The following is a 26,623-nucleotide window of genomic DNA, read 5'->3' on the forward strand; positions in this document are numbered from 1 at the left end:
CGCATGCTCAAGGACTCGCCCCAGGGGTCAGGTGCGCTGGGCAGCCCTCGAAGACTCCGGTTTTGCGGCAAGGGCTTGGACGATCTCGATCATGTGGTCGAGCGCAGGGCTTCTCCTGCCCTTGACCCAGCCGAAGATGAACGATGTGGAGTAGCTGACGTTCTCCAGGGGAATGACACTCACGCTCGCCGGGTAGACGAAGTCGCGGCCGGTTGGCATCAGTGCGATGCCCATACCGACGGAGATGAGGTTCAGCTGCGATGTGACAGTACTCACCTCCTGCACGATCCGTGGCTCAAAGCCGGCCTTCTGGCACAAGTCGTGGGGCAGGCCGAAGGCCGGGCTCCGGCTGGAACCCGGGACCACGATGAAATTTTCGTCAGCGAGCGCCTCCATCGCCACCGACTTGTGCCGCGCGAGCGGATGGTCGCTGGGCACCGCCACGCCCAGGCCGCAGGTCTGAATGCGGAACCAGTCCAGCATCGCCTCGTCTTGCACCAGGTCTGCGGAACTGCGCTTGCGCAGCACCGCGGCACGCGGGCCGAAGTGCATGAAACCTGCCTGGATCTTGCCCGCAGCGAGCGCTTTCGGTTGCGCGGCGCTGGCCGCCTCGACCAACGAGAGCGTCACGTCGGGATAGGTCTGACGGAACTGCTTGACTGCAATACGGAACAACGGATGGAGCAGCGTGAGCGAGCCGTAACCGATGCTCAGTGAACCGCGCTTGCCCTGGCCGACGCGCTTGGCCTCCGCGAAGGCTTCGTTCAGATCGGCGATCGCGACCTGCAGCAAGGGCAGAAGGGCCTGCCCGGCCTCTGTGAGCTTGACGCCATGGGCCAGCCGCTCGAAGAGCGACGTGTCGAGTTCGCTTTCAAGGTCGGCAATGAGCTTGGAAACGGCCGGCCGCGTGACGTGAAGTCGTTCGGCCGCGCGACCGAAATGCTCCTCTTCGGCAGCGGCGACGAAATAGCGAAGATGTCGAAGTTCCATGGTCTTTCGCGGGCAGGTGGTCCACGCCCTCGTAGCATATCTGTTGGCGCCGCTTCAGGGCCGAGGCCGGAACGAAACGCTTCGGCCTCGCAGCACTGCGGCGGCGCCCGGCAGGTCCGCTTCGTCAGACCTCAATGGGAGGTGTCCGGGTCCACGGTCACCAGCGCATCCACCGCTGCGAGGCCATCGCTCTTTTTCTTCACCATCACAGGGTTGACCTCGAACTCCCGCACCTGTGGGCTGGCCAGGAACATATCGCCAAAGCGCATCGCGGCGCGTGCGAGCGCCTCGACGTCCGCGGCAGGTTTGCCGCGAAAGCCCTGAAACAACGTCCACAGCTTCAGCTTGCGCATTGCAGCGAGCACCTGTTGCTCGGACACGGGCAAGGCGAGATAGGCGACATCGCGATAGAGCTCGATGGCAACGCCACCGGTTCCAATCGAAATCACCGGACCAAAATCGGCATTGCGCAGGCAGGACAGTCGTTCTGCCACTGCGTGAACCACCATCGTCGAAAAACTGCAGCTAGGAGGATGGAATCCAGCAAGCCGCGGCACACCGCCCCGGTCGGAACTGTGCCGTAGCGTAGCGCACCTCGCGCGAACTTCCGGGTCCTGATCTTGTCGTTGACTTCAAACGGTATGCAGCGATGCCTCGTGACGTTGCTTCTTGCGATGTCTATCAAGCGCCTGAGTACTTGAGTCGGATGTGTCGTTACAACCCGTCGATCCAAGCGGTAACTGCTGCATTGAACGCATCCTTACGATCGAGCATGATCCAGTGGCCAGGGCCTTGCCACAACTCAGTTTTCGATTTCGGTGCATTAAACCAAGGCGCCACGGTATCCACGCGGACTTGGGATCGATGCATTGCATAGACGGGCACCGTCAGACTGCGGCACAAAGCTTCGCTGTTCGCACCCATGGCAACCTGGTTGGCCCCCAGAAAGAGAGGGCCGATCGACTGGCGAAGCACATGAGCCGGCATACCTTGAATGCGGCGCGTATGCCAGCGGATGATCGCCCGCTCAGATTCTGGCGAGTAGAGCCCGCTGAAAACTGGCGGGATCACATCGCCAGGCGTGCCGAATTTGACATCCGCCGCCAACTTCTCGTACGTTGACTGCGCCGCTGCTGGCACGCCCAGGGTCCCGTCGACGGACACTATTGCCTTGACCAAGTCTGGTCTTTTGGCGCCGAGAATCGCAGCGATTTGACCTCCCATCGAGTGGCCGACAAGCACGACCTTCTGGCCCGCATATCGATCTGCAATCAGTGCTTCGACATCCGAGGCCAGCTCGTGTGGTGTGTATCCAATCTCGGGCGCAGCTGACCGCCCGTGACCCCGAAAATCGACACAAATAGTTCGGTACTTTGACTCGAACATGGGCAACTGCCAGCTCCAATCATGCGAGTCGCAAGCCCAGCCGTGCAGGAACATGACGTGTTGCCCTGAACCCACCTCGGTATAGAAAAGTCTAGAGATCGGGGGCTCCGCTGCACTGCTTGCTCCGCCCGCCGATAGGGTAGATACGGAAAGCGCTCCTGCTGCTCTCATCCAAGCACGTCGAGAGAGTTGAGAGAGTTGAGAGAGTTGAGAGTTGGAAGCGGTCATCAATATGCTCCTTCTTGAGAATCTAAGTGCGTGGGTTAATCTTTCTTCAACCCGATCTTCTGAGTCATCGCTCCGAAGCGCGCCAGATCAGCGTGAGCGCGCGTTGTCGCCTCAGCCGGCGAACTGGCTACAGGTATCCATCCCGCATCAAGCATCTTCTTGCGCAACTCCGACTGCGCCATGCCTTTGACGATTGCTGCATTGAGCTTGTCGATGATGGCCTGAGGGGTGCCCTTCGGAGCAGCCAGGCCGAACCAACCCGAAGTCACAAATCCCAGAAGGCCAGCCTCCTCGGCAGTGGGAACGTTTGGAAGCGAGGGACTCCGCACCTGGGTGGTAACGAAGAGTCCTCGGACCTTGCCCGCCTGGACGTTTGCAACCTGGGCCGCAGCGTTGTCCATCATGGCGTCAACATGTCCTCCGAGCAGATCGGTCGTGGCTGGCATGCCACCTCTGTAGGGAACGATGTTGGCCGTGATTCCGGCCGCCTTCATGAACATCACCTGAGTCAGATGTACCTGGGTTCCCGTGCCAGTGTTGGCAAAGCTAACCTTGCCTGGGTTGGCTTTGGCATAAGCGATGAACTCCTTCAAGTTTCGCGCTGGAAACGAGGTGTTTGTGACAACCGTGAATGGAATTTCGGTCAGGATGGTGATTGAGGCTAGGTCATCGACCGGTCTGTACCTGAGGTTGTAGATATGCGGATTGATGGCCATGGTGCCGCTGGCCGACAGCACGAGGGTGTACCCATCGGCGGGCGCCCGCGTGACGAACTCAACTGCAGTCGATCCCCCAGCGCCTGGCTTGGGATCAACGACAACTGGCTGCCCAAGGGCCTTCGCGATGACCTCGGCGATCTGACGCGTCAAGGTGTCCGAAGCACTGCCGCTGGCGTATGGGTAGACGATCGTTATTGGCTTCGCAGGGTAGCTCGCAGCGTCGTTGGCATGTGCACCATGCGCGAGTGACAGCGCGCTCATGGCGGCGACGGTCATGGATACTGCTTGTCTGCAAGAGATCTTCATGCCTGTGCTCCAAGATGGTGGCGAACGAGGACAGCCGACGCGTAAGCCGCGAACAGCACCAGGGGGAAAGCATTTCGTCGTGGTACCAGCCCCCACGGTGCAGCAGGTTGAGTGTGCCGAAAGTAGTTCCCCCATGCCGAATTGGCACGTTGACGGCAGATTCGCATCCAAGCGCTTCGATCACCGGGTAGTCTGCGAACGCGCGTTGGCACGCCACGCGGCCAGCGCAGATTCGTGCACGGCCACCAAGAATGACTTCCTCGTAGAACTCGCTCGCTAAGTCAATCGGCTTTGCGCCGCCACAGGGATAGCTGTCGGGTGTGCTGGAATAAATTCGCCGGTTCTCGTTCCGAGTCCAGTCGATGACCAAGATGGTGAACAGCCTGTGGCCGGGGAACTCGCGCAGCGCGTGATCCAACGCGTGCGTGGCCTCGTTCCACCCTGCAGCGAGCGGGGGCGCTTGCACTCCAAGGTCCGACAACACTTGGTTTGGATCTGCCATTTCACACTCAAGCGTGCTTCGCACCCGACACGCCCAATGTGCGACGCGTCAGGTAGCTGGCAAAGTGGTGGCGAAAAGTCTTGTCGCCGATGACCAATGCGTCAATGGCAGTTGGCACTTGCGTCAAACAGCGATAGCCGTTGTCAGTTACCAGAACGGTGTCGGAATGGCGATATCCGCCGACACCGCTTGCGTAGATCCCCGGTTCGATGGAAATCAACATGTTCTTGGCCAGAATATGAGGGCTGCCAACTGCGATCCATGGCGGCTCGTGGTTGCCCAAACCGAAACCGTGCCCGCAGCGATGCAGCCGAGTTCCAAAATCTCCGAAACCTTCGCCGTCCAAGAACGCGTTGACCGAAGCATCGATTTCTGCGCAGCCCACCCCGGGCCGGATCATCTCGAACGCGATTTCCCGAGCACGGGTCATGGTCGCAAACATCTTGCGTTCCTGTCCCGTGGGACAGGTTGTGAAGAAGGTACGCTCGCTTTCGGCGGCGTAGCCGTTCACCCGGGTCAGCACCATCGCCACGTGGGGGCCTGCGCGAAGCCGGTCACCAAGGCGTGGTATCGAATGGGGTTCGGCACTCAGTGGTGCCGGCCAGGCGGCGGCGATCACCTTGGTAGCGAGCGCATCCCAGTCCGGCACTTCCCGGATGATCTTGCGCATCAGCGATTGAGTCGGCGCGTAGGTTTCCGCCACGGAGCCTCCATGCCAAGCAGCGCGCATAACTTGCTGTACACCCCAATCGGCGTACCGGGCAGCACGTTCAATCTGCTCTATTTCCCACTCGGACTTAACCATCCGAATGTCAGACAAGAGGTCTGACCCTTGGCCGCCGGCTTTGCGCAGAACCTCACCAACTCCGAACGGCGCAATGTCATCGAACTCAAACGGTCCGCTCAGAAGCGCTCCATCCAACAGTCGCTCGGCCCATCCTTCGCCATGCGGCGCCGGAAACTCCCGGTAAAAGCGAATGCTTTGCTCGTCCATGCCCCACGCCTTACGCATGTGGTCCATTTCAAGGACGGGCACCAGCATGCGTCGCGAAGCATCCACGCCGACGATCAGGAAAAATGGGCGCTCAAGCGGGTCGAAGGTCGCGCCCGTGAAGTAGAAGATGTTCTCCGAACCGGTAACGACATAGTGCTTTAGGCCCGCTGCACGCATGGCGTCCACCAATGCCACGTGGCGGCGCCGGAAGTCGGCATTCTGGCGCGCATCGAACTTGCGTTGCATGGTCGGTCCTTGGCTACTGCGAAATACCCAGCCGTTCGATGACGGGACCCCACGCGACGGAGTCCCGCTTGGTCATGAACAGGACGTCTGCAGGGGCTGACTTGATAGCGGTCAGCATCTGGCCATTCAAACGTTCCTTCATTTCGGCGGTGTCTAACGCCTTGTTGATCTCCATATTCAGACGCGCGATCACGTCGGCGGGTGTGCCGGTGCGCGTGACTATCGAATACCATCCGGGCACTTCCATTTCGATGCCGAGCTCCTTGAAGGTGGGGACATCGGGCAGTTGCGACAGCCGGTGCTCACCGGTCACGGCAAGCGCAATGAGTTTGCCGGCCTTGACCTGGGGCACCACGCCCACCGGAACGGTCGTGATGACGGGCGTGTCGCCTGCCATGACGCTGGTCAATGCAGTCGGCCCCCCGGCCCCGCTGATCGGGACATGCTGCATCTGGATGCCCGTGCGGGACTTCAGCAGCTCGGTCGCAAGGTGAGTGGAGTTACCGATGCCGGCGGATGCATAGCTCAGACGAGTTGGCTCAGCCTTGGCCATCTTGATCAAGTCGGGCAATGTTTTGATGCCAAGGCCAGGTGCGACAGCCGTAACGAATGGCGTGTTGGCGATAACGGCTACGCCCGCGAAATCGCGAGCGGGCTGATGAGACAGCGACTTGTAGAGGTGCGGGTTCCAGGACATGTTGGACACGCCTGCAAGAAATAGCGTGTATCCATCGGCCGGCTGAGAGATCACATAGTTCGCGGCAAGAGTCCCATTGGCACCCGGACGGTTTTCGACCACGACGCTCTGGTTCAGGCTCTTTCCCAGAACATCTGCGAGGGTGCGTGCCAATGTGTCGGGCCCCGAGCCTGCAGGCTGAGGAACGACGATCTTGATGGGTTTTGTCGGGTAGCTCTGTGCGGAGGCAGCAGTCGCAGCAATCGAGGCTGCTGCTGAAAGGATCAGGACGAGCGCGGCGCGGCGGTGGTTCATGACGATTGGCAAGAAGTGAAGTGAATAGAGGGGGTCAGCCAACCGTGGCGTACTCGAGCGACTTCGGTGTGGAGGTGAGGACCCGAGGTGTCGGCCCCACGACAACCGTGTCGTCGATGCGGAAGCCACCAACGCCGTAGACGTACAAGCCTGGCTCGGCCGAGTACACCTCGTTGGTCATCAACGGCCTCTGGTTGAACGCCATGTCTTCGGGATACTCGTGGTGCACGATGCCAATGGCGTGCCCCGTGCGGTGGCGTATGTGGTGGGCGAAGCCGGCGTGTTCGATGACGCTCCGCGCCGCCGCGTCGATCGACGAGACAGGCTGCCCTGTGATCGCTGCCTCCACGGCTGCGGTCGTCGCATTGCATGCCGCCGTCCACAACTCCTTCTTTTGATCGTCCGGACGGCCGCAGAACCAGGTGCGCTCGTTCTCGATGGTGAGGCCGTTGAGCCGTGGAATGACGATATTGACCAGTACGTCGCCCTCTCGAATACGCGCACCGCAGGAGGCACCGTCGCCATGCGGCGAGGCAGACGCAGGGCCGCTCAATGTCCAGCACCGGATGACTTCAAAATGCTCGCCGGGAAAGCGCTCTGCGGCCTCTTGCACGAACAGGCTGGACATCGCGCAGTCGAGCTCCTGCGCCAGCCGGCCTGGCCTGATCGCTTCGCGGTACCGGTCCTGAATCCAATCGCTGAGACTCGCCGCGGCCTCCATGACCTTGATCTCCTCGACGTGCTTCTGCCAACGGAGGCTTCGGAACTCGGCCGTCGCAACGCGCACGTTCAGCTCAGGCAGCAGCCGCTGCGTAGCCGCAACCACGCTGCTTCCGGAGTCCAGTGCAATGCGTGACCGGTGCAGCCCGGCAGCCTTGAGACGCTCCGCAAGAATTTCGGGCAATTGGGAAATGAGCGGCAAGCGGTTCTCAAGCATCGGGTGCTCGGCGTAGAACGTCACGTCGGTCACCCACACCTTTTGCGCTTCCATGGAGAAGCGCATGTGGTTGGTCGATAGCTCGTTCATCACAAGGAAACCATCGCCTTGCCGCGGGATGACCGCAAAGATGGGTCGTTCCCAAGGCTGCACGTCGGTATGGAAGTTCGTAGCGAACTGGAAAAAGTCGGCTGTGGTGAACACCAGCGCATCGACGACGAGTTCGTCCATCAGGCGAACCATCTTCTCGTGCCGGTACTGCCACACCGCTTTCGTCAACTTGGGCATTTCAGCTCCGAGGGTGAATAAACATACGGCTTATTTTATAAACCGACCCGACGGTTTGTAAATAGGAAAATGAAGACGAGGGAAAACGAAGGCCTGAGGCCCCTGACAATCGCGCTGTATGCAAAAAGCAGAGATCGCTAAAAAAGCAGAGACTCGTCTCAAGGGGCCGCGGCGTACCCACGCCGAGCGAAGCACCGAAACCAGGCAGAAGCTGTGCGAGGCAGCCCTTCAATTGCTCAGCGAGCTTGGCTACGAGCGCGTCACGACCGCGCTGATCGCCCAACGTGCAGCAGTCTCGAAAGGCGCCCAAACGCACCACTTTCCGGCAAAGGCCGATGTTCTGGCCGGGGCATTCGAACATCTTCTGACTGGCTGGAAGGAGCGTCGCGCTCACTTCTGGCAAGAACAGGGCGGCACATCAACCCTTGACACCGCGCTTCGATACCTTTGGCACGAGGTCTTCAGTCGACCGGACTACATCGCGGCCGTCGAGCTCATGCTTGCGGCACGTCATGACTCACAACTGCGTGACAAACTACAAGCTCAACTCGCGACCTGGACCGTCGCGCGCGATGACATGTTCCGTAGAGCGACGGGACTTGATGGCGACCTCGAGAAGACTTCGACATTCCTGAGCCTCAACTACTGTGTGCTTCGAGGGATGGCAATCTATGACGGCATCAACGAGCGCTCTGACAACGGGCCAGTCCTGGAGCTTTGGATCTCGATGGCCAAGAATCACATCCAATCTGAAGCGCGGCTCTAGCGAGCCGCGTCGGTTCTGGTCTTCTGCCGCAGATCCTGGACATCGCGTCGCGGCGGCGCACCGAACAGGCGGCCGTATTCGCGGCTGAACTGCGATGGGCTCTGATACCCCACCTGGAACGATGCGCTCGAGGCATCGATACCTTCGGCCAGCATCAGCCGGCGCGCTTCGTTCAGGCGCAGCCACTTCTGGAACTGGAGCGGGCTCATGGCCGTCAGGGCTCGGAAATGTCGACTGAAGCGCGATGGGCTCATCTGCACGTCGGCCGCAAGCGTCTCGATGCGCAGCGGCTGCGCGAAATTCAGCTTCAGCCATTCGATAGCGCGCGCGATGCGCTGGTTGTGGCTTCCTGCCGAAGCCATCTGCCACAGCCGCGCGCCCTGCTCGCTCATCAACAAGCGATAGAAGATCTCCTTGCACATCATTGGCGCAAGCACCGGAACGGCCGCCGGGTCGTCCAGCAGTTCGACGAGCCGCAGAAAGAGTTCGAGGAACTTCTCCGTCGTTTCGCCCAAAACCAGGCCCGGCATCAAGCTCGCCTGCCCCTCCAGCGCCGGTGGTTCGGCCTGCAGGACGAGCTCCGAGATGCTGCGTGCATCCAGCATCAGCACCAGGCTCAGATATGGCCGGTCGGGGCGCGCCTCCACTGCCTGCAACACCACAGGCAAGTTGAGCGCGGCCAGGAGGAAGCGGCCGCTGTGATAGCTGTAGGCATGCTCGCCCAGCAACGCGCGCTTGGCGCCCTGCACGGTCAGCGCAATGCTCGGGCCCACCATGCAGTTCGTGGGCTCGGTCGGCGCATCGTGACGATAGAGCGTCAAGCCCGGAATGGCGGTGGCGACTTGCTCTGCGCCTTCCGTCCAGCGTGCGATGCGGTGTGCCAACGCGGCTCTCACGGCTTCGAATGAATCCGGAGGCTTGCTGGAACTGCCAGAACTGGGCCGTTTTTGCTTCACTTCTTTTCTCCACGGCTGAAATGGCGCATGCTAGGCCGTGCTTGCCGGTCGGTTACCCATTGTCGGCAGCGACGGTCGGATCAGGCAAGAACTCGCGCGGATCTGTCTATCGACGCTGTCGTGTTTGCGCCAAGAATGCCGCATGCCATTTCCGACCCTTCGCGCGCCCAGGCATTTCTGGAAGCTCGCACTCTTCGGCACGTCGCTGCTGACGCTGACAATGTGCGAGACCGCGCTCGCCCAACCCGCCTCGGCACCGCTCGTGCGATTTGCAGAACTCGACGTCGACAAGACCCGACTCGACGACTTTCGCAAGGCCGCGCGCGAAAACGCCGAGGCCAGCAAGCTGGAGCCGGGAGTCCTCGCCTTCCACGCCGCGGCGGAAAAAGACAACCCCGGTCGCGTCCGCGTGCTCGAGATGTACGTCGACGCGCAGGCCTACGAGGCTCACGTGCAGACACCGCACTTCCGGAAATTTCGTGCCGAGACCGACGCGATGATGTTGCGCCGCGAACTGCATGAAGTCGTGCCCGTGCGTCTTGGCGCCAAGGCAAGCCTGAGCGGCCAGCCGCTCGTGCGCGTTGCGGAACTCACGATCGATCCAGCCCAGCTCCAGGCCTACAAGGACGCCGTGACGGAGGAAATCGACACGTCGATCCGCATCGAGCCGGGCGTGCTGGCAATCTATGCTGTTGCGCTGAAGGCGCAGCCCGCCCAATTGCGCTTCTTCGAGATCTACGCGGACGATGCGGCGTATCGCTCGCATATCGATTCGCCCCACTTCAAGAAGTACGTCGAGGTCACCAAGTCCATGATCGCCTCGCGCAAGCTCATCGAGGCGCAGCCCGTTGCGCTCGGCCTCCCCTCACGCTGAATTCACCAGAGCACGCCCATCCATGATGTCCTCTACCTGCATCAAAAGCCTGTCGATCGTTGCTCTCTCGGCCGCCTTCCTGAGCGGCTTTGCAGCGCAATCCGCGCACGCCCAAGCGTCGACAATGAAGTCACCGGCCTATTACGTCTCGGAGTTCGAGGTCAACGATCCCGAGGGCATCAAGCCCTACAGCGCGCAGGTGGACTCGACCTTCAAGCCTTTCGGCGGGCACTATGTCGTGCGGGGCGGGCAGGTCAACTCACTCGAAGGCGAACCTGGCAAACGCATTGTCATGATCGCCTTTCCCAGCCTCGAGCAGGCACAGGCCTGGTACGACTCGCCAACCTACCGGGCGATCAGGCCCATTCGCTTCAAGTCGGCGAAGTCGCGCGTGTACATCGTCGAGGGGGCTCCGCTTGTGCCAGAACAGGTCCTTCGATAACGGGCCGGGCAAGAGAAAAAGACGAAAGCACCGTCCATGAAACCATCGAATCGGCCTGCGATGCCTCGGGAACGCCGCTTGTTCTTCAAGGCGCTGAGCGGCGCCGCATTTGCCGCAAGCGCGTTGTTCGGCTGCGCCAGCTTCGATGGCCCGCCATCCAAGCCGCATGCGACGTGGACCGCATCGCCATCGGACTACAACGCGGTTCCAAGCACCACCGGAGTCGCTCCCATCCCCGCCACCTTCGCCGACACGACATTGCGCCACACGATGATGACGTCGCTCGGCGGCGACCGGGTGCGCGTGCGTTTCTCGAACCTGTTCGGCAAGAATGCACTGCGCATCGACGGTGCGCACATCGCCGGCAGCGCCGGCGGCGCGGCCATCGAGCCCGCATCGGACCGACCGATCACGGTCGCCGGACAGCCTTCGTTCAGCGTGCCGGCCGGCGCCGAGAGGTGGAGCGATCCCGTGGCCCTCGGTCTGCCGGCGAACGCCAGCGTCGCCGTCAGCGTCCATGTCTCGGGCCCCACGCCGGTGACCACCTATCACGCCCTTGGCCGGCAGACGACCTACGTGGCCAAAGGCAATCAGCTCGGGGCGGCAACGGTTTCAGCCGCCAGCACGCAACAGAGCTACTACTGGATCAACGGCATCGACGTCTACAGCCGGCAGAACGCCAACGTGCTTGTCGCATTCGGCGATTCGATCACCGACGGCTTCAATTCCACCGTCGATACGAGCAAGCGCTACCCCAACGTGCTCGCCCGGCGCTTCGCTGCCGATGCCGCAGCCAGACCCGTGAGCGTGGTCAACGCAGGCATCTCCGGCAACCGGGTGTTGACCGATACCGCCGGTCCAAAGGGAATCGGCCGTTTCGAGCGCGACGTGCTCGGACAAAGCGGCGTCACGCACGCGATCATCCTGCTCGGCATCAACGACCTCGGTTACTGCGGGCGGTTTGGCGCGGCTCAATGCGTCAGTGCCGAACAGGTCACCGCTGGCCTGGCCTCGTTGGTCGCGAAGGCGAAGGAGCGTGGCGTGAAGATCCATCTCGCAACACTCACGCCGTTCAAGGGCGCCGCCTTCCCCGGCTACTACAACGACGAGGCAGAGCGCAAGCGCCAGGAGGTCAATGCCTGGATCCGCGGCAACGCGGGCGTCGATGGCATCGTCGACTTCGACCGCGCTTTGCAAGACCCGGCCGATCCACAGAGACTGCGGCCCGCCTGGGACAGCGGCGACCATCTGCATCCCAACGACGCCGGCTACGAGGCAATGGCCAACGCGATCGATCTGTCGCGGTTCAGATAGCTTCGCTCGCGCGTCCTCCGCACGCGCATGTGCCTGCGCACGTTTGGTCAGGCAAGGTTCATGGAGCGCTGCCATAAACGCGGCATCGTGCGGAAACTGCAGGCTTGCAAAGGTCGGCCGCCGCACGGCTGCGTCCTCGATTGAATACAAGCCACGCGCTCCCGATGAAACTACTTGAATTGCTGCACAGAACTGCGCGTCTGCTGACGATCGGCTGCGGGATCGCCCTCTTCGCGTCCCAATGCCTTGCCGAAACCGAAGTGCGTGAAGAGCGGCTCATGCTGCCTGTGCGTGTGGCGCCCGACAAGGTCGAGCTGCTCGAGGCGTTCGTGGTTCGCCCCGTCGGCGACGGAAAGTCTCCGGTGGCGCTCATCGTGAACGGCTCCGCGGGAAAACTCGACCCTTCGCAGATGCATGCCGATTGGCTGTCCCATCTCGCGCATGATTTTGCGCATCGCGGCTGGTTGGCCGCGTCGGTCGTCTGGCGCGGCTATGGCAGCTCGACCGGCGCCGTTCAGGACAAGGCCGGCTCGTGTGAGGCGCCTCAAGTTGCGCATTACTTCGATGCGCATGCCGACGACCTTGGCCAGGTGCTCAATGCACTGCACAGCCGCCCGGACGTTGACCCTGCGACCACGCTCGGTGTCGGCTTTTCGATCGGCGGCGCCTCGATGCTGGACCTGGCGGCTCGAGCGGACCATCCGTTGACGGCCGTGGTGAACATATCGGGCGGTGTCTACCACCACAACGCCACGCTCGGTGTGCGCGCCCCGGGCTGCGATCTCTTCGATGCGGACCTCGTCCGCACCATGCACGGGTTCGGGAAAACGTCGCGGGTGCCAACGCTGTGGCTCTACGCGGAGAACGATCCGTTCTTCGGCCCGAAACTCATGGAACGCATGCTTGCCGCCTATCGCTCAGGCGGCGGCATTGCCGACTCTGTTCTGCTCCCGCCGTTCCAGAAGGACGGGCACACGCTCTTTCGCTGGCAAGCCAGCGCGCTGACGCGGCCGGAAATAGACAGATTTCTTCGAAACAACCGTCTCCCTGCCGGAGATCGCGTGGACCTGACAGCGTTTCTCGAAGGGTTGCCGCCGGAGTCGCGCCAACAGGCGATGCTCTATTTCAACGGAGCGCCCAATGAAAAGGCCATGGCGATGTCGGCAGAAGGCGGGAAAATCTTCTGGGCTCACGACCCCCACTCCCTGGACAAGGCACGAGACACTACCCTTTCTTACTGTCGCGAGAAGACGGGACAGTCGTGCCGAATATCTGCGGAGAACGATCGCCTGACGGGCAGCTAACAGCCGCGGAATGTGTCGCTCACCGCCGGCTGAAGGCAGCGTGGGTTGTGGTCTGCAGACGTGCACAAGCGTCTCTTGTGCGAGACGAAGGGAAATACAGCCGGAGTGCGAATGTGGGAGACCCATCTCTCTCGGCGTCACACATCAGCCGAGATTCGTGTCGGTTGGTCAGCTGACAGCGCGTGCCGCAAACGAGCCCAACATTCGCACCGTCGCAATCTTCTCCAGCTCGGAGAGCGCAGCCGCGATGGACGGGTCTGTGCGGTGTCCCACAAGCTCGATATAAAAGTTGTATTCCCAGACACCCCGGCGCGAAGGCCTCGACTCCAGGCGAGACATCGAAATCGCATGCCGATGGAAGGGCTCCAGGGCCTTGTAGAGCGCACCTGGCTCATTGGCGACCGAGATGATCATCAACGTCCTCGCGTCATCCGACCAGCCTTGGTCTTCTCCGCCAAGGATCAGAAACCGCGTCTGATTGGTTTCAATATCCTGGATGTCTGCGAACAACACGGGCACGCCGTATTGCAGGGCCGATCGCTCACTGGCGATTGCCGCGGACGCCGGGTCGAGACTCGCCATCCGGGCGCCTTCCGCATTGCTCGATACCGCCTCACGCCTCGCATGAGGGACGTTTTGCGAGAGCCATCCCAGGCATTGCGCCAGCGCCTGCGCATGGGCCCTCACGCAATGGATGTCGACGAGCTCCTTCGCCGATGACATCAGCGCATGGTGGATGCCGAGCGTCAGTTCACCGCACACCTTCAGCTCGGTCGCGGCCAACAAGTCCAGCGTACGCGCAACCGATCCCTCCGTGGAGTTCTCGACCGCCACGACGCCGTATACGCTTTGTGTCGCCTCGACGGCTGCGAAAACCTCGTCGAGCGAAGGCACCAGCAGGCGCTTGGCCGCGGCCCCGAAATAGCCGATGGCAGCATCTTCCGAATAGGTGCCCGCCGGCCCAAGGCAGGCGACTTCGTACGGGGCTTTCATTTGCACGCCGGTCCACCTATGAACACCTTCATTACCATGCGGCGTCGAGAATGCCGCGCACGTCCGACACGCCCTGCACGCGCCGCGCGCTGCGACTGATGAAGAAGTCCGACATCGCCGCGTTGGCGATGGCATCCAGGTCCAGCTGCGCCAGCCCGATCTCGCGAAGCCGATGCGGAATCGGCAGCGGCGCGAGCAGCCTTTCCAGCACTTCGGCGGCACTGGTTTGCGCGCTTCCCAGGGCTTCGGAAATGCGGCCCGAGGTCGCTATCGTGGCGGGCTCATTGAAGCGCATCGTGTGCGGCAACACGATCGCGTTGACGATGCCGTTCGATGCGTGCGCGCGGTGCCCGATGGCATGTGCGAGCACCGAAGCCAGCCCTCCCCCCGCCTGCTCGGTGCCGCGACCGCACAGTACTGCCGCAAGGACGAGGTATTCACGCGCGGCGATGTCGTCGGGTTCCACTCGACCGATATGGCGCGCCACGAGCCGCAGTGCGTGCATCAGCATCGCTTCGGAAATCGGGTCGCATCTGGGCGACTCGAGCGCTTCCACGGCGGTGGACAGGGTGTTGAGTGCGGCACCTTGCACAAGGCCATGCGGTGCCGTGCGCAGGAAGGCGGGGTGAAGGAACAGCGCCCTGGCGCGTGTCTTCGGATCGAACAGCGCCAGACGCTGCCCGGTGGCCTCGTCATGCACTGCGCTGCCGGCCTTCACGAAGGCTGTGCTCGGTGTGGTCGGAACGACGAACTGCGGCAACTTGGGCGCGTCCAGCCGCGGGCTCTCGAACTGCCCGCTCGGAAGGCGCCGCGTGCAGAGTTCCTGCGCCGGGCGCTGCTCCGCCAGAAGAACCGCCGCGGCACGCGCCGAGACGGCGGCCGAACCACCACCGACGGCGATCACCGCGTCGGCCTCCTGTTCGCGCAGCACGCGGGCAGCCTCCTCGACCGCGGGCACGGGGCTGTTCGGCCGCACCGACGGGCTTTCCCCCACCAACAGCGGGCCCAACGCAGCACGCAAAAGATCCATCGCGGGCGACACGCTCACCGAGCGGCCGCTCACCACCACCGCGCGACGGCATCCGTTGCGCTTGAGCTCCTTGACCAACGCTGCGAGGCTGTCCTCGCCGCAATGCAGCCGGAGGTCGGCCGCGAGATGCTGAAAGCTGAGACTGGCGTTCATGGGCTTACTTGCGTCCTTCGACTGGCGCGCCAGTCCATTGCTCGTACATCTGCACGACGGCAACGCCGTCCTTGTCGCCCAGGCCCTGGGCCCGCGCCATCTGGTAGACCTGCAGCGCCGCGTTAGCCATGAACATGGGCATGCCGAGCGACTTGGCAAGCTGAGTCTGCAATTCCACGTCCTTGTAGGTGATGTCCATGCGGATGCCGTCGAATTCTCGCTTGAGAATCCGCGGCGCGGAGTACTGGAAGGCGACGCTGTTGCCGGTCGCGCCGCTGATGGTTTCGAACATCTGCTGCGGGTCCAGGCCCGCCTTGGCGCCGAGCGCCAGCCCCTCGATGATCAGCACGCGGTTCACCTGGAACAGCATGTTGTTGATCAGCTTCATCGCCAGGCCCTGTCCGATGGCACCGAAGTGCGTGACCTTGGAGGCCATGGACTGCAGCACGGGCAGCACCCGCTCGAGCGCTGCGGCGTCGCCGCCAACGTAGGCGTTGAGCGTGCCCTCCTTCGCACCTTTTTCCATGCCGGTGACCGGCGCATCCAGCAGTTGCACCCCCATGGCCGCAAGCCTCGGGTGCAGGCGCCGCAAGGCGGTCAGATCGATCGTGCTCATGCTCAGGATCACGTCGCCCGACTGGACCGACCGGACAAAGCCGTCAGGGCCTGCGATGACCTCTTCGGCCTGCGCCGTGGTGTCGACCATGGAAATGAGGATGCCTGCCTGCCGCGCCGCATCGGCCGGCCCGGTGGCCGCCTGAGCACCCAGCTCGACGAAGCGCCTGACCTTGCGCTCGTCGATGTCGTAGACCACGAGTGGATGGCCCTTCTTCAGCAGGTTCTCGGCCATCGGGCCGCCCATCATTCCAAGTCCTATGAAGGCGACGGTCTTCGCTCGCACTTGATTGCTCATTGCATCTCCTGATCTACCGGTTACACGCACATCTCGTCGTGCTTCACAAGTGCAAGGGCGATGCCAGCGAATTGGCCCCCCGGTCCGCCCGCCACTGCATCCATGCGCGGCACGGGCGTCTCTCGCACGAACAAGTGTCCTCGGGCAGGACACACGAAACCACCCAAGGGCCGGTGAAAGCGGCCGAAATGCGCGGCACAGCTCTTGCGCCCTTGCCTGCTCACAGCAGCTTCCCCAATCAAGACCATGGACACCCCTACCCAGGCTTCCCCGGCCACATCCGTCTTCAGCGAGACGCAGCGGCCGAACGAGGAGTGGCTGGCCCGGCACAAGCCGGAGCCGGCGCTCGAGCCCGATTTGCCCATCATCGATCCGCACCTGCACTTCTGGCATCACAAGAGCGGCTACCGCTACTTCGTGGAAGAGTTCGCGCGCGACTGCGCAGAGTCCGGCCACAACATCGAGGCAACGGTATTCGTCGAGTGCAACGCGATGTACCGCTCGGGAGGGCCCGAGCACCTCAAGGCCGTCGGCGAAACGGAATTCGCAGCCGGCATGGCTGCCATGGCGGCGAGCGGCAAGTACACCCGTGCGCGCGCTGCCGCCGGCATCGTCGCCTATGCCGACCTCACGCTGGATGAGGGACTGCTGCGCGAAACGCTCCAGGCGCATCGGGACGCCGGCAACGGCCGGTTGCGCGGCATCCGCCAGCGCGCCAAGTGGGACGCCGACCCCGTGGTCGCCGGGCCGGTGCGCGCCGGCAAGCGTGGCCTGTTCCTCGAGCCCGAGTTCCGCCGCGGGATCGCGCTGCTGGAGAAGATGGGGCTGTCCTTCGATGCCAGCATTTTTCATCCGCAGTTGCCGGACGTGGTTTCGCTCGCGCGCGCTCATCCTGACGCCAGCATCGTGGTGATCCATACCGCAAGCCCACTGGGCATCGGCTCCTATGCCGGCCAGGAGAAGCAGGTGCATGCGGACTGGCTTGCCGGCATGAAGGAGCTCGCGCGATGCCCCAACGTCAGCATCAAGATGGGTGGCCTCCTGATGTGCCTGGGCAACTTCGATTTCAGCAAGGCGGACGCTCCGCCCACTTCTGAGCAACTGGCCACGCTCTGGCGCCCCTACATCGAGGACTGCGTCGAACTCTTCGGCGCCGACCGCTGCATGGTCTCGTCGAACTTTCCGGTCGAGAAAGCCGGTGTCACCTACGACGTGACCTGGAACATGTTCAAGCGGCTCACCGCCAGATGCTCGCCCGACGAGAAGCGCAAGTTGTTTGCAGACACCGCAAGGCGGGTCTACCGCATCGACTGACACAACAACACATCTGAAGGAGACAAACCATGTTCACGACGACACTCGGCCGCCGAGCCGCGATCTTCGGTACCGCCGCCCTTCTGGCACTGCCCGCGCGTGCAGAACAGTTTCCCGTGCGGCCCATCAAGATCATCGTTGCCTTCGGCGCAGGAGGCACTGCCGATTCGATCACGCGGCTGTATGGTCAGAAGATGTCCGAGCTGCTCAACACGCCGGTCATCATCGACAACAAGCCTGGAGCCAACCAGATCAACGCCATTCGCGCATTGATGGCCTCGCCGCCGGACGGCTACACGCTGTACGCGGCGACGGGCAGCTCGCTGGTCCAGAACCCCGCGATGCGTCCAGGCCTGCCCTACGACCCATTGAAGGACTTCACCCTCGTCGGGATCACCGTGACAAACCCCGGTGTGATTTTTGTGAGCCCGGGGCTGCCGATCCACAACATCAAGGAACTGGTGGCATACGGCGCGGCAAACCCCGGAAAGCTCAACTACGGCTCCGCCGGATTGGGAACGGCCGGCCATCTGGCTGCCGAGGCGCTGATGAGCGCAACCGGCCTGCAGATGACGCATGTGCCGTACAAGTCCGACGCCGACGTCATCCGCGAAGTGATGGGCGGCAGTTTGCACCTGGGCATCATGACGACCCTCAACACCGTGCAGGCTGTCAAGGCGGGCAACATTCGCGCCATTGCCGTCACCGCCCAGAAGCGCCTGCCCTATCTGCCTGACGTTCAGGCACTGCCTGAAGCGGGAATGAAAAACCTCGGTGCCCTGGACCCGCACACCTTCATCAGCATCGTGGGCCCTGCAGGCATGAAACCCGACGTGGTGGCAAAACTGAACGAGGCGATCAACAAGACATCGGCGATGCCGGATTTTGCGAACCGCGTACGCACCACGCTCAACGCGGAACCCGCGACCACGACGCCCGAGAGTTTCCGCAAGTTCGTCGAAGCGCAGCTGGTGACTTGGCGCGAGATCGGCAAGACGGTGAAGTTGCCCGAATAGCGCCGCGCCGGCCTTCAGCAATTCCGCGGGCCGTCGCGGGCATCTGCGATCGGCGCGACGCGCAGCCTTCGGATGGCTGCTGCTGGCAGCGGCCGAACGATGCAATTCAGCCCACGACCGCCGGGCAAGGCATCCTCAGTGCCCGCCGCCCAACTCGGTTGTCACCAGCGCATCCACTGCCGCAAGGCCTTCGCCCTTCTTTTTCACCATGACCGGGTTGATCTCGAACTCCTTGACTTCGGGGCTGGCCAGGAACATGTCGCCGAATCGCACCGCTGCGCGCGCAAGCGCCTCGACATCCGCGGGCGGCTTGCCGCGAAATCCCTGCAACAGGGTCCAGAGCTTGAGCCGCTGCAGCGCGGCAACCACCTGCTCCTCGGAGACAGGCAATGCGAGGTAGGCAACGTCGCGGTACAACTCGATGGCAACGCCACCCGTGCCGATCGAAATCACAGGACCGAAATCCGCATTGCGAAGGCACGAAAGCACGACTTCGATACCGTCGCCGACCATCTCCTGCACCAGGATGCCGGCCCCGGGCTTTCCCATGCGCTCCCGGAACTGCGCGGCGAGCGCATCGACTTCATCGGCTGATTGAACGCGAAGCTTGACCAGACCCAATTCCGTCTTGTGCTCCGCCTCGGAAGGCAGAGCCTTGACGACCAACGGATAGGACAGGCGCTTGCAGGCTTCGCCGGCGCGGTCTTCGGCACCGAGCACGACCCACTTGGCCGGCGTTACCCCGCTGTCTTCGCAAAACTGCATCATCTCCGGCCACGCCACCGGGGCGTCCCGCAAAGGCGCGTCCCGACGCTGCGGCAACGCGGGCAAGCGCGTGGCGTTGCGTCGCCGATAGAGCAGCGCCAGGGCGTTCATTGCCGCCGATGGATCACCCACCAGAAGCACGCCTGCGTCCCTGAAGTCCTTTCGGATCTCGGGCTCCACGGCCTCGCCCATGATGCTGAGGAACACCGGCACCTTGCGGGCAAGCGCCTTGAACGCCTCTGCGTTGGCAAGCAGATGGCGGCGCACAGTGGAAGCGAACTGGACGATCACCGCCTCCGTTCTGGGATCGGCCGCGACGGCCTCGCAAGCAGCCTTGAGCATGTCCGGTGCAGTGTTGATCGCGCCTGTCAGGTCGATGGGATTGGTCTTGCGTGCGTACGACGGAAGGATGGCATCGAGCTGGGCCACCGTGGCGGCATTGAATTCGCTCATCGTGATGCCCCGCTCGCTGCTGTGGTCCGCGAGCAAGGCGCCCGCCCCGCCCGAGGCGCTCAGGACCGACACCCCGCCCTTGACATCCTGGCTGTCGCGCGGATCGCGAAGGAAGGTCAGCGCTTCGACGGCTTCCATGAGCTCGGCGATGCTGTCGACCTCGATGACGCCGGCCTGCTCGAAGACAGAGGCGTAGACAGCGTGGCTCGAAGCGATCTTTCCGGTGTGCGAAGCAGTCGCGTCCAGCCCCACCGCCGAGCGGCCGGTCTTCAGGGCGACGAGCTGCACGCCGCGTTCGCGGGCGCGTTGTGCAATGTCGAGGATCCGGCTCGCATTGCGCAGGCCCTCGAGGTAGAGCAGCACGACGCGCACATCGTCCTGCTCGATGATCGCGCTGGCGGCATCGAGCACATCCACGCAGGTCTCGTTGCCGACACTGACGATGTAGGACAACCCCATGCCGGCGGCGTTGAGCGAATTGGCGATCGCACCTGCCAGCGCGCCGCTCTGGCTCAGCACGGCCACCGGCGCATGGGTGATCTTCTCGATGTTCAGGGCCGCGCCGCTGAAGCTCATGATGGCGCGCTGGCGCACGGACCAGAAGCCGTTGCAGTTGGGGCCGACGACGGTCACGCCGTGCCGTCTTGCCGCGTCGGCAAGTTGCCGGGCGTTTTCCTGGCCGCCTTCCACTTCCTCGAATCCGGAGCTGAAGACGATCGCGTTGAGGATGCCCTTGCGGCCGCACTCGGCGATCACGTCCGCGACCGTGTGCGCGGGCGTGATCACGAGCGCAACGTCGGGAACTTCGGGCAGATCCGCCACTGTCTTGTAGGCCTTCAGGCCCTCGATCTCGGAGTTGCTGGGCGTGACGGGGTACACCTTGCCCTCGAAGCCATGCTTGAGGAGGTTCCTCACCAACGCATTGCGTGGGTTGCCGGCCTGGGGCGATGCACCGACGATGGCGACGCTGCGGGGTTGAAGGAATCCGGCGAAAGAATTTTGCTTGGTCATATCAATGTCTGTTTTGCGTGATCGGCTCGGGGTCATCGGCCCTTGAACCGGGGGGTGCGCTTCTCCTTGAAGGCAGCCACCGCCTCCTGGTGGTCTTCGCTGGTGCGAACGATGGGCATGGTCGAGGCGACGATGTCCAGCGCAGTGTCCAGATCCTTGTCCAGCCCCTGGCGCATCACGCGCTTGATCGCTTGCACCGCCAGCGGCGCACCGGCCGCCACCTTGCGGGCGAAGGCATAGGTACCGTCCATCAATTCGTCGTCGGGGAAGACCTTGTTGACCAGGCCGAGACGCTCGGCCTCGCGGGCATCGACCCAATCGCAGCTCCAGAACATCTCCAGCGCCTTGGCGGTCCCGACGAGCCGCGGCAACAGGTACGCGCCACCGGCTCCGGGAATCAGGCCCATCCTGGCGTAGGTCTCGGCAAAGCGCGCGCTTTCCGCGGCGAAGCGAATGTCGCAGGCCAGCGCGATGTCCAGGCCGCCTCCAGTGGCAAATCCATTCAGGGCCGCGATGACCGGCTTGTCGATTTCCGCCAGCTTGCGCGGCAGGCGCTGGACGCCTTCGACGAGGTGCGTCCGGATCTCGGCGGCCGTTTTCTTCGCGCTCGCGCCGAAGCCCTCGACATCGCCGCCGGTGGTGAATGCGCGGCCGCTGCCCGTCATCACGATGACGCGCACCTCGGGGTTGGTGCGCGCATCTTCCAGGGAGGCGATCCATTCCTGCAGCATCTCGCCGGTGAATGCGTTGAGTTTGTCCGGGCGGTTGAGCGTGATGGTGGCAATGCCATCCGCGATTTCGTACTTGAGCAAATCCGACATGAAAACTTTCCTTTAGCGCTGCTTGACTGGATCATCCTTGCGGATGTCTCGCAGCCCCGTCTTGCCGTGGTGGCGGTCGGCAATCTTGTAGCCGAGCGCGTCCTCCGCAATCATGATCTTCTGCACGTTCGCCGAACCTTCGCCGGTGAAGAACATGTCGGAGTAGGCGCGGTAATACGACACCGGATATTCCTCGGCCAGGCCGTAGCCGCCGAAGATCTGCACCGCCTTGTCGGCGCACATCTTGGCCGTCTGCGAGGCGTGGTACTTGGCAATGGCCGCGAAGCGGTTGTGCGGCATGCTGTTGTCCATCAGCATGGCGGCCTTGTAGACGAGCGCCCGGCTCGCCTCGATGGCGACGGCCATCTCGGCGATGTCGGCCTGGATCATCTGGAGGCGGCCGATCGGCTGCCCGCGGAGCTCGCGCTCGTTGGCATAGCGAACCGCCTCCTCGAAACACCGGCGCGCCACGCCCAGCGCCTTGGCCGCAACGCCCACCCGGCCCGGTTGCAGCGTGCGCATGATGATCTTGAAGCCCTCGCCCTCCTCGCCCAGCCGGTCTTCCACGGGCACGACGAAGTCGTCCAGGAACACCACATTGGTCCGCATGGATTTGGACAGGCCCAGGCAGTCGATCGGCGTGGCCTTCCAGCCCGGATACTTCTTGGGGTGCACGATGAACGCGGTCACGCCGTTGACCCCCGCATCGCGGTCGGTGCGGGCCATCAGCACGCCGACATCGGTCTCATTGGCCATCGACGCCCACATCTTCTGGCCGCTGATGCGGTAGACGTCACCATCGCGCCTGGCGAAGGTCTTCATGTTGCCTTCTGCATCGGAGCCGCCGCCCGACTCGGTGAGCGACATCATGCCGATGGTCTTCCCCGCCACGAGGTCGGGCACGTACTTCGCGATCTGCGCAGGCGTGCCGCCGAAATAGATCGCACTGGGACAGGTCGACCCCTGCTGGTTGTTGCATGACGAAAAGCGCACGTCGTTGCGCACCATCTCTTCCTGTATCACCACGGCGGCGAGGTAGCCCATGTCGCTGCCGCCTACCGACTCGGGGAACACGGCGCCGTAGAGGCCCGCCTCGCCAGCCTTTCGAACGAGATCGCGCGGAAACTCGCGACGCTTCTCGAAGCCGTCCATGACCGGCTTGACTTCCGCCTCCATGAAGCGATTGACCATGTCGCGGACCGACTCGATCTCGGGAGACAGTTCCGGAAACACCGCCGATACATCCATCAGATCTCTCCTTGTGCGTTTTGGGAAGGCCGCAGCCTCAGGCGAGCTTGATCGCCGGCGTCGGCGCCGTGGCCGGTTCCGCGTTGTGCGGAGCTGCTGCGGCCACGCCCACGAAATCGGGGCGACGCTTCTCGATGGCAGCGGCGAGACCTTCGCGGAACTCGGGGTTGGACATCGCCAGCGCCTGGCCGAAACCCTCGAAGGCGAACATGTCCTGCAAGGAGGTCTCGAAGCTGCGCGCCATCAACGTCTTGGCAAGTCCCATCACTTCTGCAGGGCCTTGCGCCAGCCGCATCGCTTCCGCGAGGCCGACGGCGTCGACTTCGTCGTCGGCAACGACCTTCGCCACCAGACCCAGTTCGAGCGCCTCTTGCGGCGACATGGTGGCGCCGCTGAAAAGGAAGTTCTTGGCGCGTGCCATGCCGATCAGGCGCGGCAGGTGGTACATCATGCCGATGTCAGGCACGGTGCCCAGCCTGAAAAACCCGGACATGAACTTGGCCCCTTCGCCCGCGATCACGATGTCGCCGGTCAATGCGAGGCCCATGCCGCCGCCGACCGCGTGTCCCCGCACGCCGACCACGACCGGCTTGTCCAGGGTGATCAGGGGCATCAGCCAACGGCTCAGGTTGCGGAAGCGCCGGTGCACCGGCCAAGGGTCGCAGGCGGTCTGAAGCATTCGGAAATCGCCGCCCGAGCAGAAGGTTGGCCCCTCGCCCGTCAGGTACACGGCGCGCACGGACGCGTCGCTTTCGGCGGCCTCCACGGCCTCTCCCAGCTGACGGCGCAGATCCATCGTCAGCGAGTTGCGATTTTCAGGACTGGCCAGCCGGATCACCAGCACGGACCCCTCTTTGGTCATCTTCACGAACTCATTGCTCATTCATTCACTCCATTGCGCCGCGTTCCTCCGCGACGATGGACTCCTACTGCAAACCACGTGCCACGCGCCGCCGCAGTTTTTCAGCGCAAAACGCGCATTCAAGCAGGCATTGCTGCCCTTCCCGAAAACACGCCGTGTTCGCCGAAGACACTCCATCGACACACGGCAGGAAATTTGTCCTAGATCGGTGGGGCGACGAAACCCAGGCGGCAGAGTGCGGCCAGAGGGGCAAGCCGCAGAACGTCGCAGGCTGGCACACGGATTGCGGTTGGGCATGCAACTGAACAGATACACGGAGAAGCTGCATGTTCGATCGCGACACTCTCAAAGGGCGCGTTGCCCTCATCACTGGCGGCGGCACCGGCCTCGGGCTGGAAATCGCCACCGCCTATGCGCGCCTCGGTGCCGCAGTCATGCTAGTCGGGCGCAACGAAGAGCGCGTCCAGGCGGCGGCCGATGCCTTGAACCGCGACGGTCGGAATGCGGCGGCCGCGAAATGCGATGTGCGCAACTACGACGAGGTCAAGGCCGCCGTCGAGGCGACAGTTGAGCGGTTCGGGTCTCTCGACATTCTGGTGAACAACGCCGCGGGCAACTTCGTCTGCCCCACCGCAGAACTGTCTCCCAACGGCTTTCGCACGGTCATCGACATAGATCTGAACGGCACCTTCCACGGCTGCCACGCGGCCTACCCGCATCTGAAGGCCTCCACGCACGGCGGGTCCATCATCAGCATCATCACGATGCTGGGCGTGACGGGCTGGCCAGGGGCCGCCCACGCCGCCGCGGCCAAGGGCGGCATCCTGTCGCTGTCCCGCACCCTGGCGGTGGAATGGGGAGGCGACGGCATTCGCGTCAACACCATCTCGCCCGGTCCGATCGGCGACACCGAAGGGGTGCAGCGGATGTACATCGATGCCGGCAAGGGCGACCTGGAAGCCAGGAAGACGGCGCTCGGCCGTTTCGGCGCCAAGGCCGACATCGCCAGTGCCGCGGTTTATCTGGCCTCGGACCTGGCCGGCTACGTCACCGGCGACAACCTGATCGTCGACGGCGGTCGCTGGCTCAAGTACGTCGCTGCCTGAATACCGCTCGCCCTGCAGCCGCAGCGATGTCCTCGCCGCGCTCAGCGAACTGTCTTCGCTGCGGACACGGGGGCCTGCTGCCGCATGCAATGAAAGACAACATGCCCTCTCCCCGAATCGCACGGGCGGGATCTGATGAATCGATCGATGAATGCAAACGGAGCAAATGCAGTGGGTACAGATATTCGGAGAGTGGGCGTTGTCGGCGCTGGCGCCATGGGGCGTGGCATTGCGCAAGTGTGCGCGGCGGCAGGCTGCGACGTGCACCTGTTCGACATGGCGGCGGAGGCTGCCGCACGAGCGCATGACGCGGTACGCGGCGACCTCGCGCAGGGCGTTGCCAAAGGGCGACTGACGCAGGAAGACGCCGACGCGACGCTGGGACGCATGCATCTGGCCACCGAGCTGGCGCAGTTGCGAGACTGCGGCCTGGTGGTGGAAGCGATCGTGGAGCAGTTCGAGCCGAAGCAGCAATTGTTTCGCAACCTTGAGGCCATCGTCTCGCCGGACTGCGTTCTTGCAACCAATACCTCCTCGCTCAGCGTCACCGCCATCGCCGCGGCCTGCACCCGGCCGGAGCGCGTTGCGGGCTGGCACTTCTTCAACCCAGTGACGCGCATGAAGCTTGCCGAAGTGGTTCGGGCGCCGCGTACCACCGACCGCGTCGTCGAGTCACTGGTTGAACTGACGAATCGCGTCGGCCACCGCGCGGTGGAGACATCGGACTCGCCGGGTTTCATCGTCAACCATGCCGGCCGCGCCTTCGTCACCGAGGGGCTCAAGCTGCTGGCGGAACACACGGCCGAGCACACCGTGCTGGACGCGATCCTGCGCGACTGCGCGGGCTTCCGCATGGGGCCCTTCGAGTTGCTGGACTTGACCGGCCTGGATGTTTCGGTGCCGGTGATGGAATCGATTCACACGCAGTACTACGGCGACGACCGCTATCGGCCTGTCGCGCTGGCGCGCACACGCATGACGGCGGGCCTGCTGGGCCGCAAGAGCAAGGAAGGTTTCTACCGCTATGAAGGCGCCGCCGTGCCCGAAAAGACGGCGCATTCCGCCGACCAGCCGGATGCAGCCGAGATCCGTGTGTGGTGGCCCACAACCGGCGCGGATGCGCTGCCTCCGGAAGTCACCTCGCTGCTTCAGTCCGCAAGCCGCAGCGCCGATCCGAACCAGGCCGATGTGGTCCTCCTCGCCCCCTTGGGACCGGACCTGTCGGCCACTGTGGCCGGGATGGCGGTGGATGCAGGCAAGGCACTGGCGATCGATCCCATCTTTTGCAGCAAGTCCGGCGTGACGCTGATGGCGTCGCCAGCCACGGCGCCGAAGGCCGTGGAAGCGGCCAAGCGATGGTTCGCCACGGCAGGCATCCCCGCGCATGTGGTGACGGATTCCCCGGGGTATGTGGCGCCGCGCGTCGTGGCATGCATCGTCAACCTCGCTTGCGAGATGGCCCAGCAACGTGTCGCATCGCCCGCCGACCTGGACGCTGCCGTTCGGCTGGGCCTAGGCTACCCACATGGGCCATTCGCATGGGGCGATCGCATCGGTGCGAAACGCATCCTCGCGATCCTCGAAGGCCTCCACGCCACCTTCGGCGACCAGCGCTACCGGCCTTCGCCCTGGCTGGTTCGCCGCGCCAAGCTGTCGCTGCCGCTGTCCACGCCGGACCGGGCCGCCTGATCCATT

At 63.4% G+C, this 26,623-nt stretch carries 24 protein-coding genes; 9 read left to right on the top strand and 15 right to left on the bottom strand.

The genetic code is table 11. The features are described from left to right. Positions 1 to 27: 27 nt before the first annotated feature. From NWF24_RS14895 to NWF24_RS14925, 7 genes are all read right to left on the bottom strand, one after another. A complete protein-coding gene (locus NWF24_RS14895; protein WP_258354838.1) occupies positions 28 to 990 on the bottom strand; it encodes a LysR substrate-binding domain-containing protein in 963 nt (320 codons plus the stop codon). 131 nt (positions 991 to 1,121) lie between these two features. Then, entirely contained in the window at positions 1,122 to 1,499 is a 378-nt protein-coding gene (locus NWF24_RS14900) for an acetate--CoA ligase family protein (RefSeq protein WP_375338458.1), read from the bottom strand. 205 nt (positions 1,500 to 1,704) lie between these two features. Next, entirely contained in the window at positions 1,705 to 2,430 is a 726-nt protein-coding gene (locus tag NWF24_RS14905; protein ID WP_258354840.1) for an alpha/beta fold hydrolase, read from the bottom strand. A gap of 209 nt (positions 2,431 to 2,639) precedes the next feature. Continuing rightward, a complete protein-coding gene (locus NWF24_RS14910; RefSeq protein WP_258354841.1) occupies positions 2,640 to 3,599 on the bottom strand; it encodes a Bug family tripartite tricarboxylate transporter substrate binding protein in 960 nt (319 codons plus the stop codon). 539 nt (positions 3,600 to 4,138) lie between these two features. Then, entirely contained in the window at positions 4,139 to 5,371 is a 1,233-nt protein-coding gene (locus NWF24_RS14915; protein WP_258354842.1) for a M24 family metallopeptidase, read from the bottom strand. A 13-nt stretch (positions 5,372 to 5,384) separates the two neighbouring features. Continuing rightward, positions 5,385 to 6,362: a Bug family tripartite tricarboxylate transporter substrate binding protein gene (locus tag NWF24_RS14920; protein ID WP_258354843.1), complete on the bottom strand. Its 978-nt coding sequence runs from the start codon at positions 6,360 to 6,362 to the stop codon at positions 5,385 to 5,387. A 34-nt stretch (positions 6,363 to 6,396) separates the two neighbouring features. Beyond that, positions 6,397 to 7,587, bottom strand: a complete 1,191-nt coding sequence (locus NWF24_RS14925; RefSeq protein ID WP_258354844.1) for a M24 family metallopeptidase — start codon at positions 7,585 to 7,587, stop codon at positions 6,397 to 6,399. Between the two features lie 118 nt (positions 7,588 to 7,705). On the opposite strand from NWF24_RS14925, the gene NWF24_RS14930 reads away from it, so the two are divergent. Next, positions 7,706 to 8,353 carry a TetR/AcrR family transcriptional regulator gene (locus NWF24_RS14930; protein WP_258354845.1) on the top strand — a complete coding sequence of 216 codons (648 nt, stop codon included), beginning with the start codon at positions 7,706 to 7,708 and terminating at the stop codon, positions 8,351 to 8,353. Here NWF24_RS14930 and NWF24_RS14935 read toward each other — a convergent pair. Beyond that, positions 8,350 to 9,237 (bottom strand): AraC family transcriptional regulator, encoded by an 888-nt coding sequence (locus NWF24_RS14935; protein WP_258354846.1) that lies wholly within the window; start codon positions 9,235 to 9,237, stop codon positions 8,350 to 8,352. The two genes, NWF24_RS14930 and NWF24_RS14935, sit on opposite strands and share 4 nt — an antisense overlap. A gap of 109 nt (positions 9,238 to 9,346) precedes the next feature. On the opposite strand from NWF24_RS14935, the gene NWF24_RS14940 reads away from it, so the two are divergent. The 4 genes from NWF24_RS14940 to NWF24_RS14955 all read left to right on the top strand — a co-directional run bounded on the left by NWF24_RS14940 (position 9,347) and on the right by NWF24_RS14955 (position 13,243). Continuing rightward, positions 9,347 to 10,183, top strand: a complete 837-nt coding sequence (locus NWF24_RS14940; protein WP_258354847.1) for a putative quinol monooxygenase — start codon at positions 9,347 to 9,349, stop codon at positions 10,181 to 10,183. 22 nt (positions 10,184 to 10,205) lie between these two features. Then, a complete protein-coding gene (locus tag NWF24_RS14945) occupies positions 10,206 to 10,625 on the top strand; it encodes a DUF1330 domain-containing protein (RefSeq protein ID WP_258354848.1) in 420 nt (139 codons plus the stop codon). Between the two features lie 60 nt (positions 10,626 to 10,685). Then, entirely contained in the window at positions 10,686 to 11,939 is a 1,254-nt protein-coding gene (locus NWF24_RS14950) for an SGNH/GDSL hydrolase family protein (protein ID WP_258354849.1), read from the top strand. Between the two features lie 164 nt (positions 11,940 to 12,103). Further along, positions 12,104 to 13,243 (top strand): dienelactone hydrolase family protein, encoded by a 1,140-nt coding sequence (locus tag NWF24_RS14955; RefSeq protein WP_258354850.1) that lies wholly within the window; start codon positions 12,104 to 12,106, stop codon positions 13,241 to 13,243. A gap of 168 nt (positions 13,244 to 13,411) precedes the next feature. On the opposite strand, the gene pheA is transcribed toward NWF24_RS14955, so the two are convergent. From pheA to NWF24_RS14970, 3 genes are read right to left on the bottom strand one after another with little or no spacing between them, the layout of a single operon-like run. Next, positions 13,412 to 14,236, bottom strand: coding sequence for a prephenate dehydratase (gene pheA / locus NWF24_RS14960; protein WP_258354851.1), 825 nt, complete (start codon positions 14,234 to 14,236; stop codon positions 13,412 to 13,414). 31 nt (positions 14,237 to 14,267) lie between these two features. Continuing rightward, a complete protein-coding gene (locus tag NWF24_RS14965; RefSeq protein ID WP_258354852.1) occupies positions 14,268 to 15,419 on the bottom strand; it encodes an iron-containing alcohol dehydrogenase family protein in 1,152 nt (383 codons plus the stop codon). A 4-nt stretch (positions 15,420 to 15,423) separates the two neighbouring features. Further along, positions 15,424 to 16,332, bottom strand: a complete 909-nt coding sequence (locus tag NWF24_RS14970) for an NAD(P)-dependent oxidoreductase (protein ID WP_258354853.1) — start codon at positions 16,330 to 16,332, stop codon at positions 15,424 to 15,426. Between the two features lie 246 nt (positions 16,333 to 16,578). On the opposite strand from NWF24_RS14970, the gene NWF24_RS14975 reads away from it, so the two are divergent. Both NWF24_RS14975 and NWF24_RS14980 read left to right on the top strand, forming a co-directional pair. Beyond that, positions 16,579 to 17,646: an amidohydrolase family protein gene (locus tag NWF24_RS14975; RefSeq protein WP_258354854.1), complete on the top strand. Its 1,068-nt coding sequence runs from the start codon at positions 16,579 to 16,581 to the stop codon at positions 17,644 to 17,646. Between the two features lie 29 nt (positions 17,647 to 17,675). After that, a complete protein-coding gene (locus tag NWF24_RS14980; RefSeq protein WP_258354855.1) occupies positions 17,676 to 18,662 on the top strand; it encodes a Bug family tripartite tricarboxylate transporter substrate binding protein in 987 nt (328 codons plus the stop codon). Positions 18,663 to 18,797: 135 nt separating this feature from the next. Here the strand turns inward: NWF24_RS14980 and NWF24_RS14985 are convergent, their stop codons facing one another. From NWF24_RS14985 to NWF24_RS15000, 4 genes are read right to left on the bottom strand one after another with little or no spacing between them, the layout of a single operon-like run. Next, the gene (locus tag NWF24_RS14985; RefSeq protein WP_258354856.1) at positions 18,798 to 20,891 is read right to left on the bottom strand and encodes an acetate--CoA ligase family protein; all 2,094 of its coding nucleotides are present in this window, start codon (positions 20,889 to 20,891) and stop codon (positions 18,798 to 18,800) included. A gap of 32 nt (positions 20,892 to 20,923) precedes the next feature. Continuing rightward, a complete protein-coding gene (locus NWF24_RS14990; protein WP_258354857.1) occupies positions 20,924 to 21,712 on the bottom strand; it encodes an enoyl-CoA hydratase/isomerase family protein in 789 nt (262 codons plus the stop codon). A gap of 12 nt (positions 21,713 to 21,724) precedes the next feature. Beyond that, positions 21,725 to 22,960 (bottom strand): acyl-CoA dehydrogenase family protein, encoded by a 1,236-nt coding sequence (locus tag NWF24_RS14995; RefSeq protein ID WP_258354858.1) that lies wholly within the window; start codon positions 22,958 to 22,960, stop codon positions 21,725 to 21,727. 37 nt (positions 22,961 to 22,997) lie between these two features. Beyond that, entirely contained in the window at positions 22,998 to 23,843 is an 846-nt protein-coding gene (locus NWF24_RS15000; RefSeq protein ID WP_258354859.1) for an enoyl-CoA hydratase/isomerase family protein, read from the bottom strand. 305 nt (positions 23,844 to 24,148) lie between these two features. Here NWF24_RS15000 and NWF24_RS15005 point away from each other — a divergent pair, with 305 nt between their 5' ends. Continuing rightward, positions 24,149 to 24,928, top strand: a complete 780-nt coding sequence (locus NWF24_RS15005) for an SDR family oxidoreductase (protein ID WP_258354860.1) — start codon at positions 24,149 to 24,151, stop codon at positions 24,926 to 24,928. A gap of 147 nt (positions 24,929 to 25,075) precedes the next feature. After that, positions 25,076 to 26,617, top strand: a complete 1,542-nt coding sequence (locus NWF24_RS15010; RefSeq protein WP_258355297.1) for a 3-hydroxyacyl-CoA dehydrogenase — start codon at positions 25,076 to 25,078, stop codon at positions 26,615 to 26,617. The last annotated feature ends 6 nt before the right edge of the window (positions 26,618 to 26,623 follow it).

It is taken from the genome of Variovorax paradoxus (genome assembly GCF_024734665.1).
Lineage (GTDB): Bacteria > Pseudomonadota > Gammaproteobacteria > Burkholderiales > Burkholderiaceae_C > Variovorax.

Coding starts and splice junctions, on each gene's coding strand:
- NWF24_RS14895 (WP_258354838.1), bottom strand. CDS start 990: ATGGAACTTCGACATCTTCGCTATTTCGTCGCCGCTGCCGAAGAGGAG.
- NWF24_RS14900 (WP_375338458.1), bottom strand. CDS start 1,499: ATGGTGGTTCACGCAGTGGCAGAACGACTGTCCTGCCTGCGCAATGCC.
- NWF24_RS14905 (WP_258354840.1), bottom strand. CDS start 2,430: ATGTTCCTGCACGGCTGGGCTTGCGACTCGCATGATTGGAGCTGGCAG.
- NWF24_RS14910 (WP_258354841.1), bottom strand. CDS start 3,599: ATGACCGTCGCCGCCATGAGCGCGCTGTCACTCGCGCATGGTGCACAT.
- NWF24_RS14915 (WP_258354842.1), bottom strand. CDS start 5,371: ATGCAACGCAAGTTCGATGCGCGCCAGAATGCCGACTTCCGGCGCCGC.
- NWF24_RS14920 (WP_258354843.1), bottom strand. CDS start 6,362: ATGAACCACCGCCGCGCCGCGCTCGTCCTGATCCTTTCAGCAGCAGCC.
- NWF24_RS14925 (WP_258354844.1), bottom strand. CDS start 7,587: ATGCCCAAGTTGACGAAAGCGGTGTGGCAGTACCGGCACGAGAAGATG.
- NWF24_RS14930 (WP_258354845.1), top strand. CDS start 7,706: ATGCAAAAAGCAGAGATCGCTAAAAAAGCAGAGACTCGTCTCAAGGGG.
- NWF24_RS14945 (WP_258354848.1), top strand. CDS start 10,206: ATGATGTCCTCTACCTGCATCAAAAGCCTGTCGATCGTTGCTCTCTCG.
- NWF24_RS14950 (WP_258354849.1), top strand. CDS start 10,686: ATGCCTCGGGAACGCCGCTTGTTCTTCAAGGCGCTGAGCGGCGCCGCA.
- NWF24_RS14955 (WP_258354850.1), top strand. CDS start 12,104: ATGAAACTACTTGAATTGCTGCACAGAACTGCGCGTCTGCTGACGATC.
- pheA (WP_258354851.1), bottom strand. CDS start 14,236: ATGAAAGCCCCGTACGAAGTCGCCTGCCTTGGGCCGGCGGGCACCTAT.
- NWF24_RS14965 (WP_258354852.1), bottom strand. CDS start 15,419: ATGAACGCCAGTCTCAGCTTTCAGCATCTCGCGGCCGACCTCCGGCTG.
- NWF24_RS14970 (WP_258354853.1), bottom strand. CDS start 16,332: ATGAGCAATCAAGTGCGAGCGAAGACCGTCGCCTTCATAGGACTTGGA.
- NWF24_RS14975 (WP_258354854.1), top strand. CDS start 16,579: ATGGACACCCCTACCCAGGCTTCCCCGGCCACATCCGTCTTCAGCGAG.
- NWF24_RS14980 (WP_258354855.1), top strand. CDS start 17,676: ATGTTCACGACGACACTCGGCCGCCGAGCCGCGATCTTCGGTACCGCC.
- NWF24_RS14985 (WP_258354856.1), bottom strand. CDS start 20,891: ATGACCAAGCAAAATTCTTTCGCCGGATTCCTTCAACCCCGCAGCGTC.
- NWF24_RS14990 (WP_258354857.1), bottom strand. CDS start 21,712: ATGTCGGATTTGCTCAAGTACGAAATCGCGGATGGCATTGCCACCATC.
- NWF24_RS14995 (WP_258354858.1), bottom strand. CDS start 22,960: ATGGATGTATCGGCGGTGTTTCCGGAACTGTCTCCCGAGATCGAGTCG.
- NWF24_RS15000 (WP_258354859.1), bottom strand. CDS start 23,843: ATGAGCAATGAGTTCGTGAAGATGACCAAAGAGGGGTCCGTGCTGGTG.
- NWF24_RS15005 (WP_258354860.1), top strand. CDS start 24,149: ATGTTCGATCGCGACACTCTCAAAGGGCGCGTTGCCCTCATCACTGGC.
- NWF24_RS15010 (WP_258355297.1), top strand. CDS start 25,076: ATGAATGCAAACGGAGCAAATGCAGTGGGTACAGATATTCGGAGAGTG.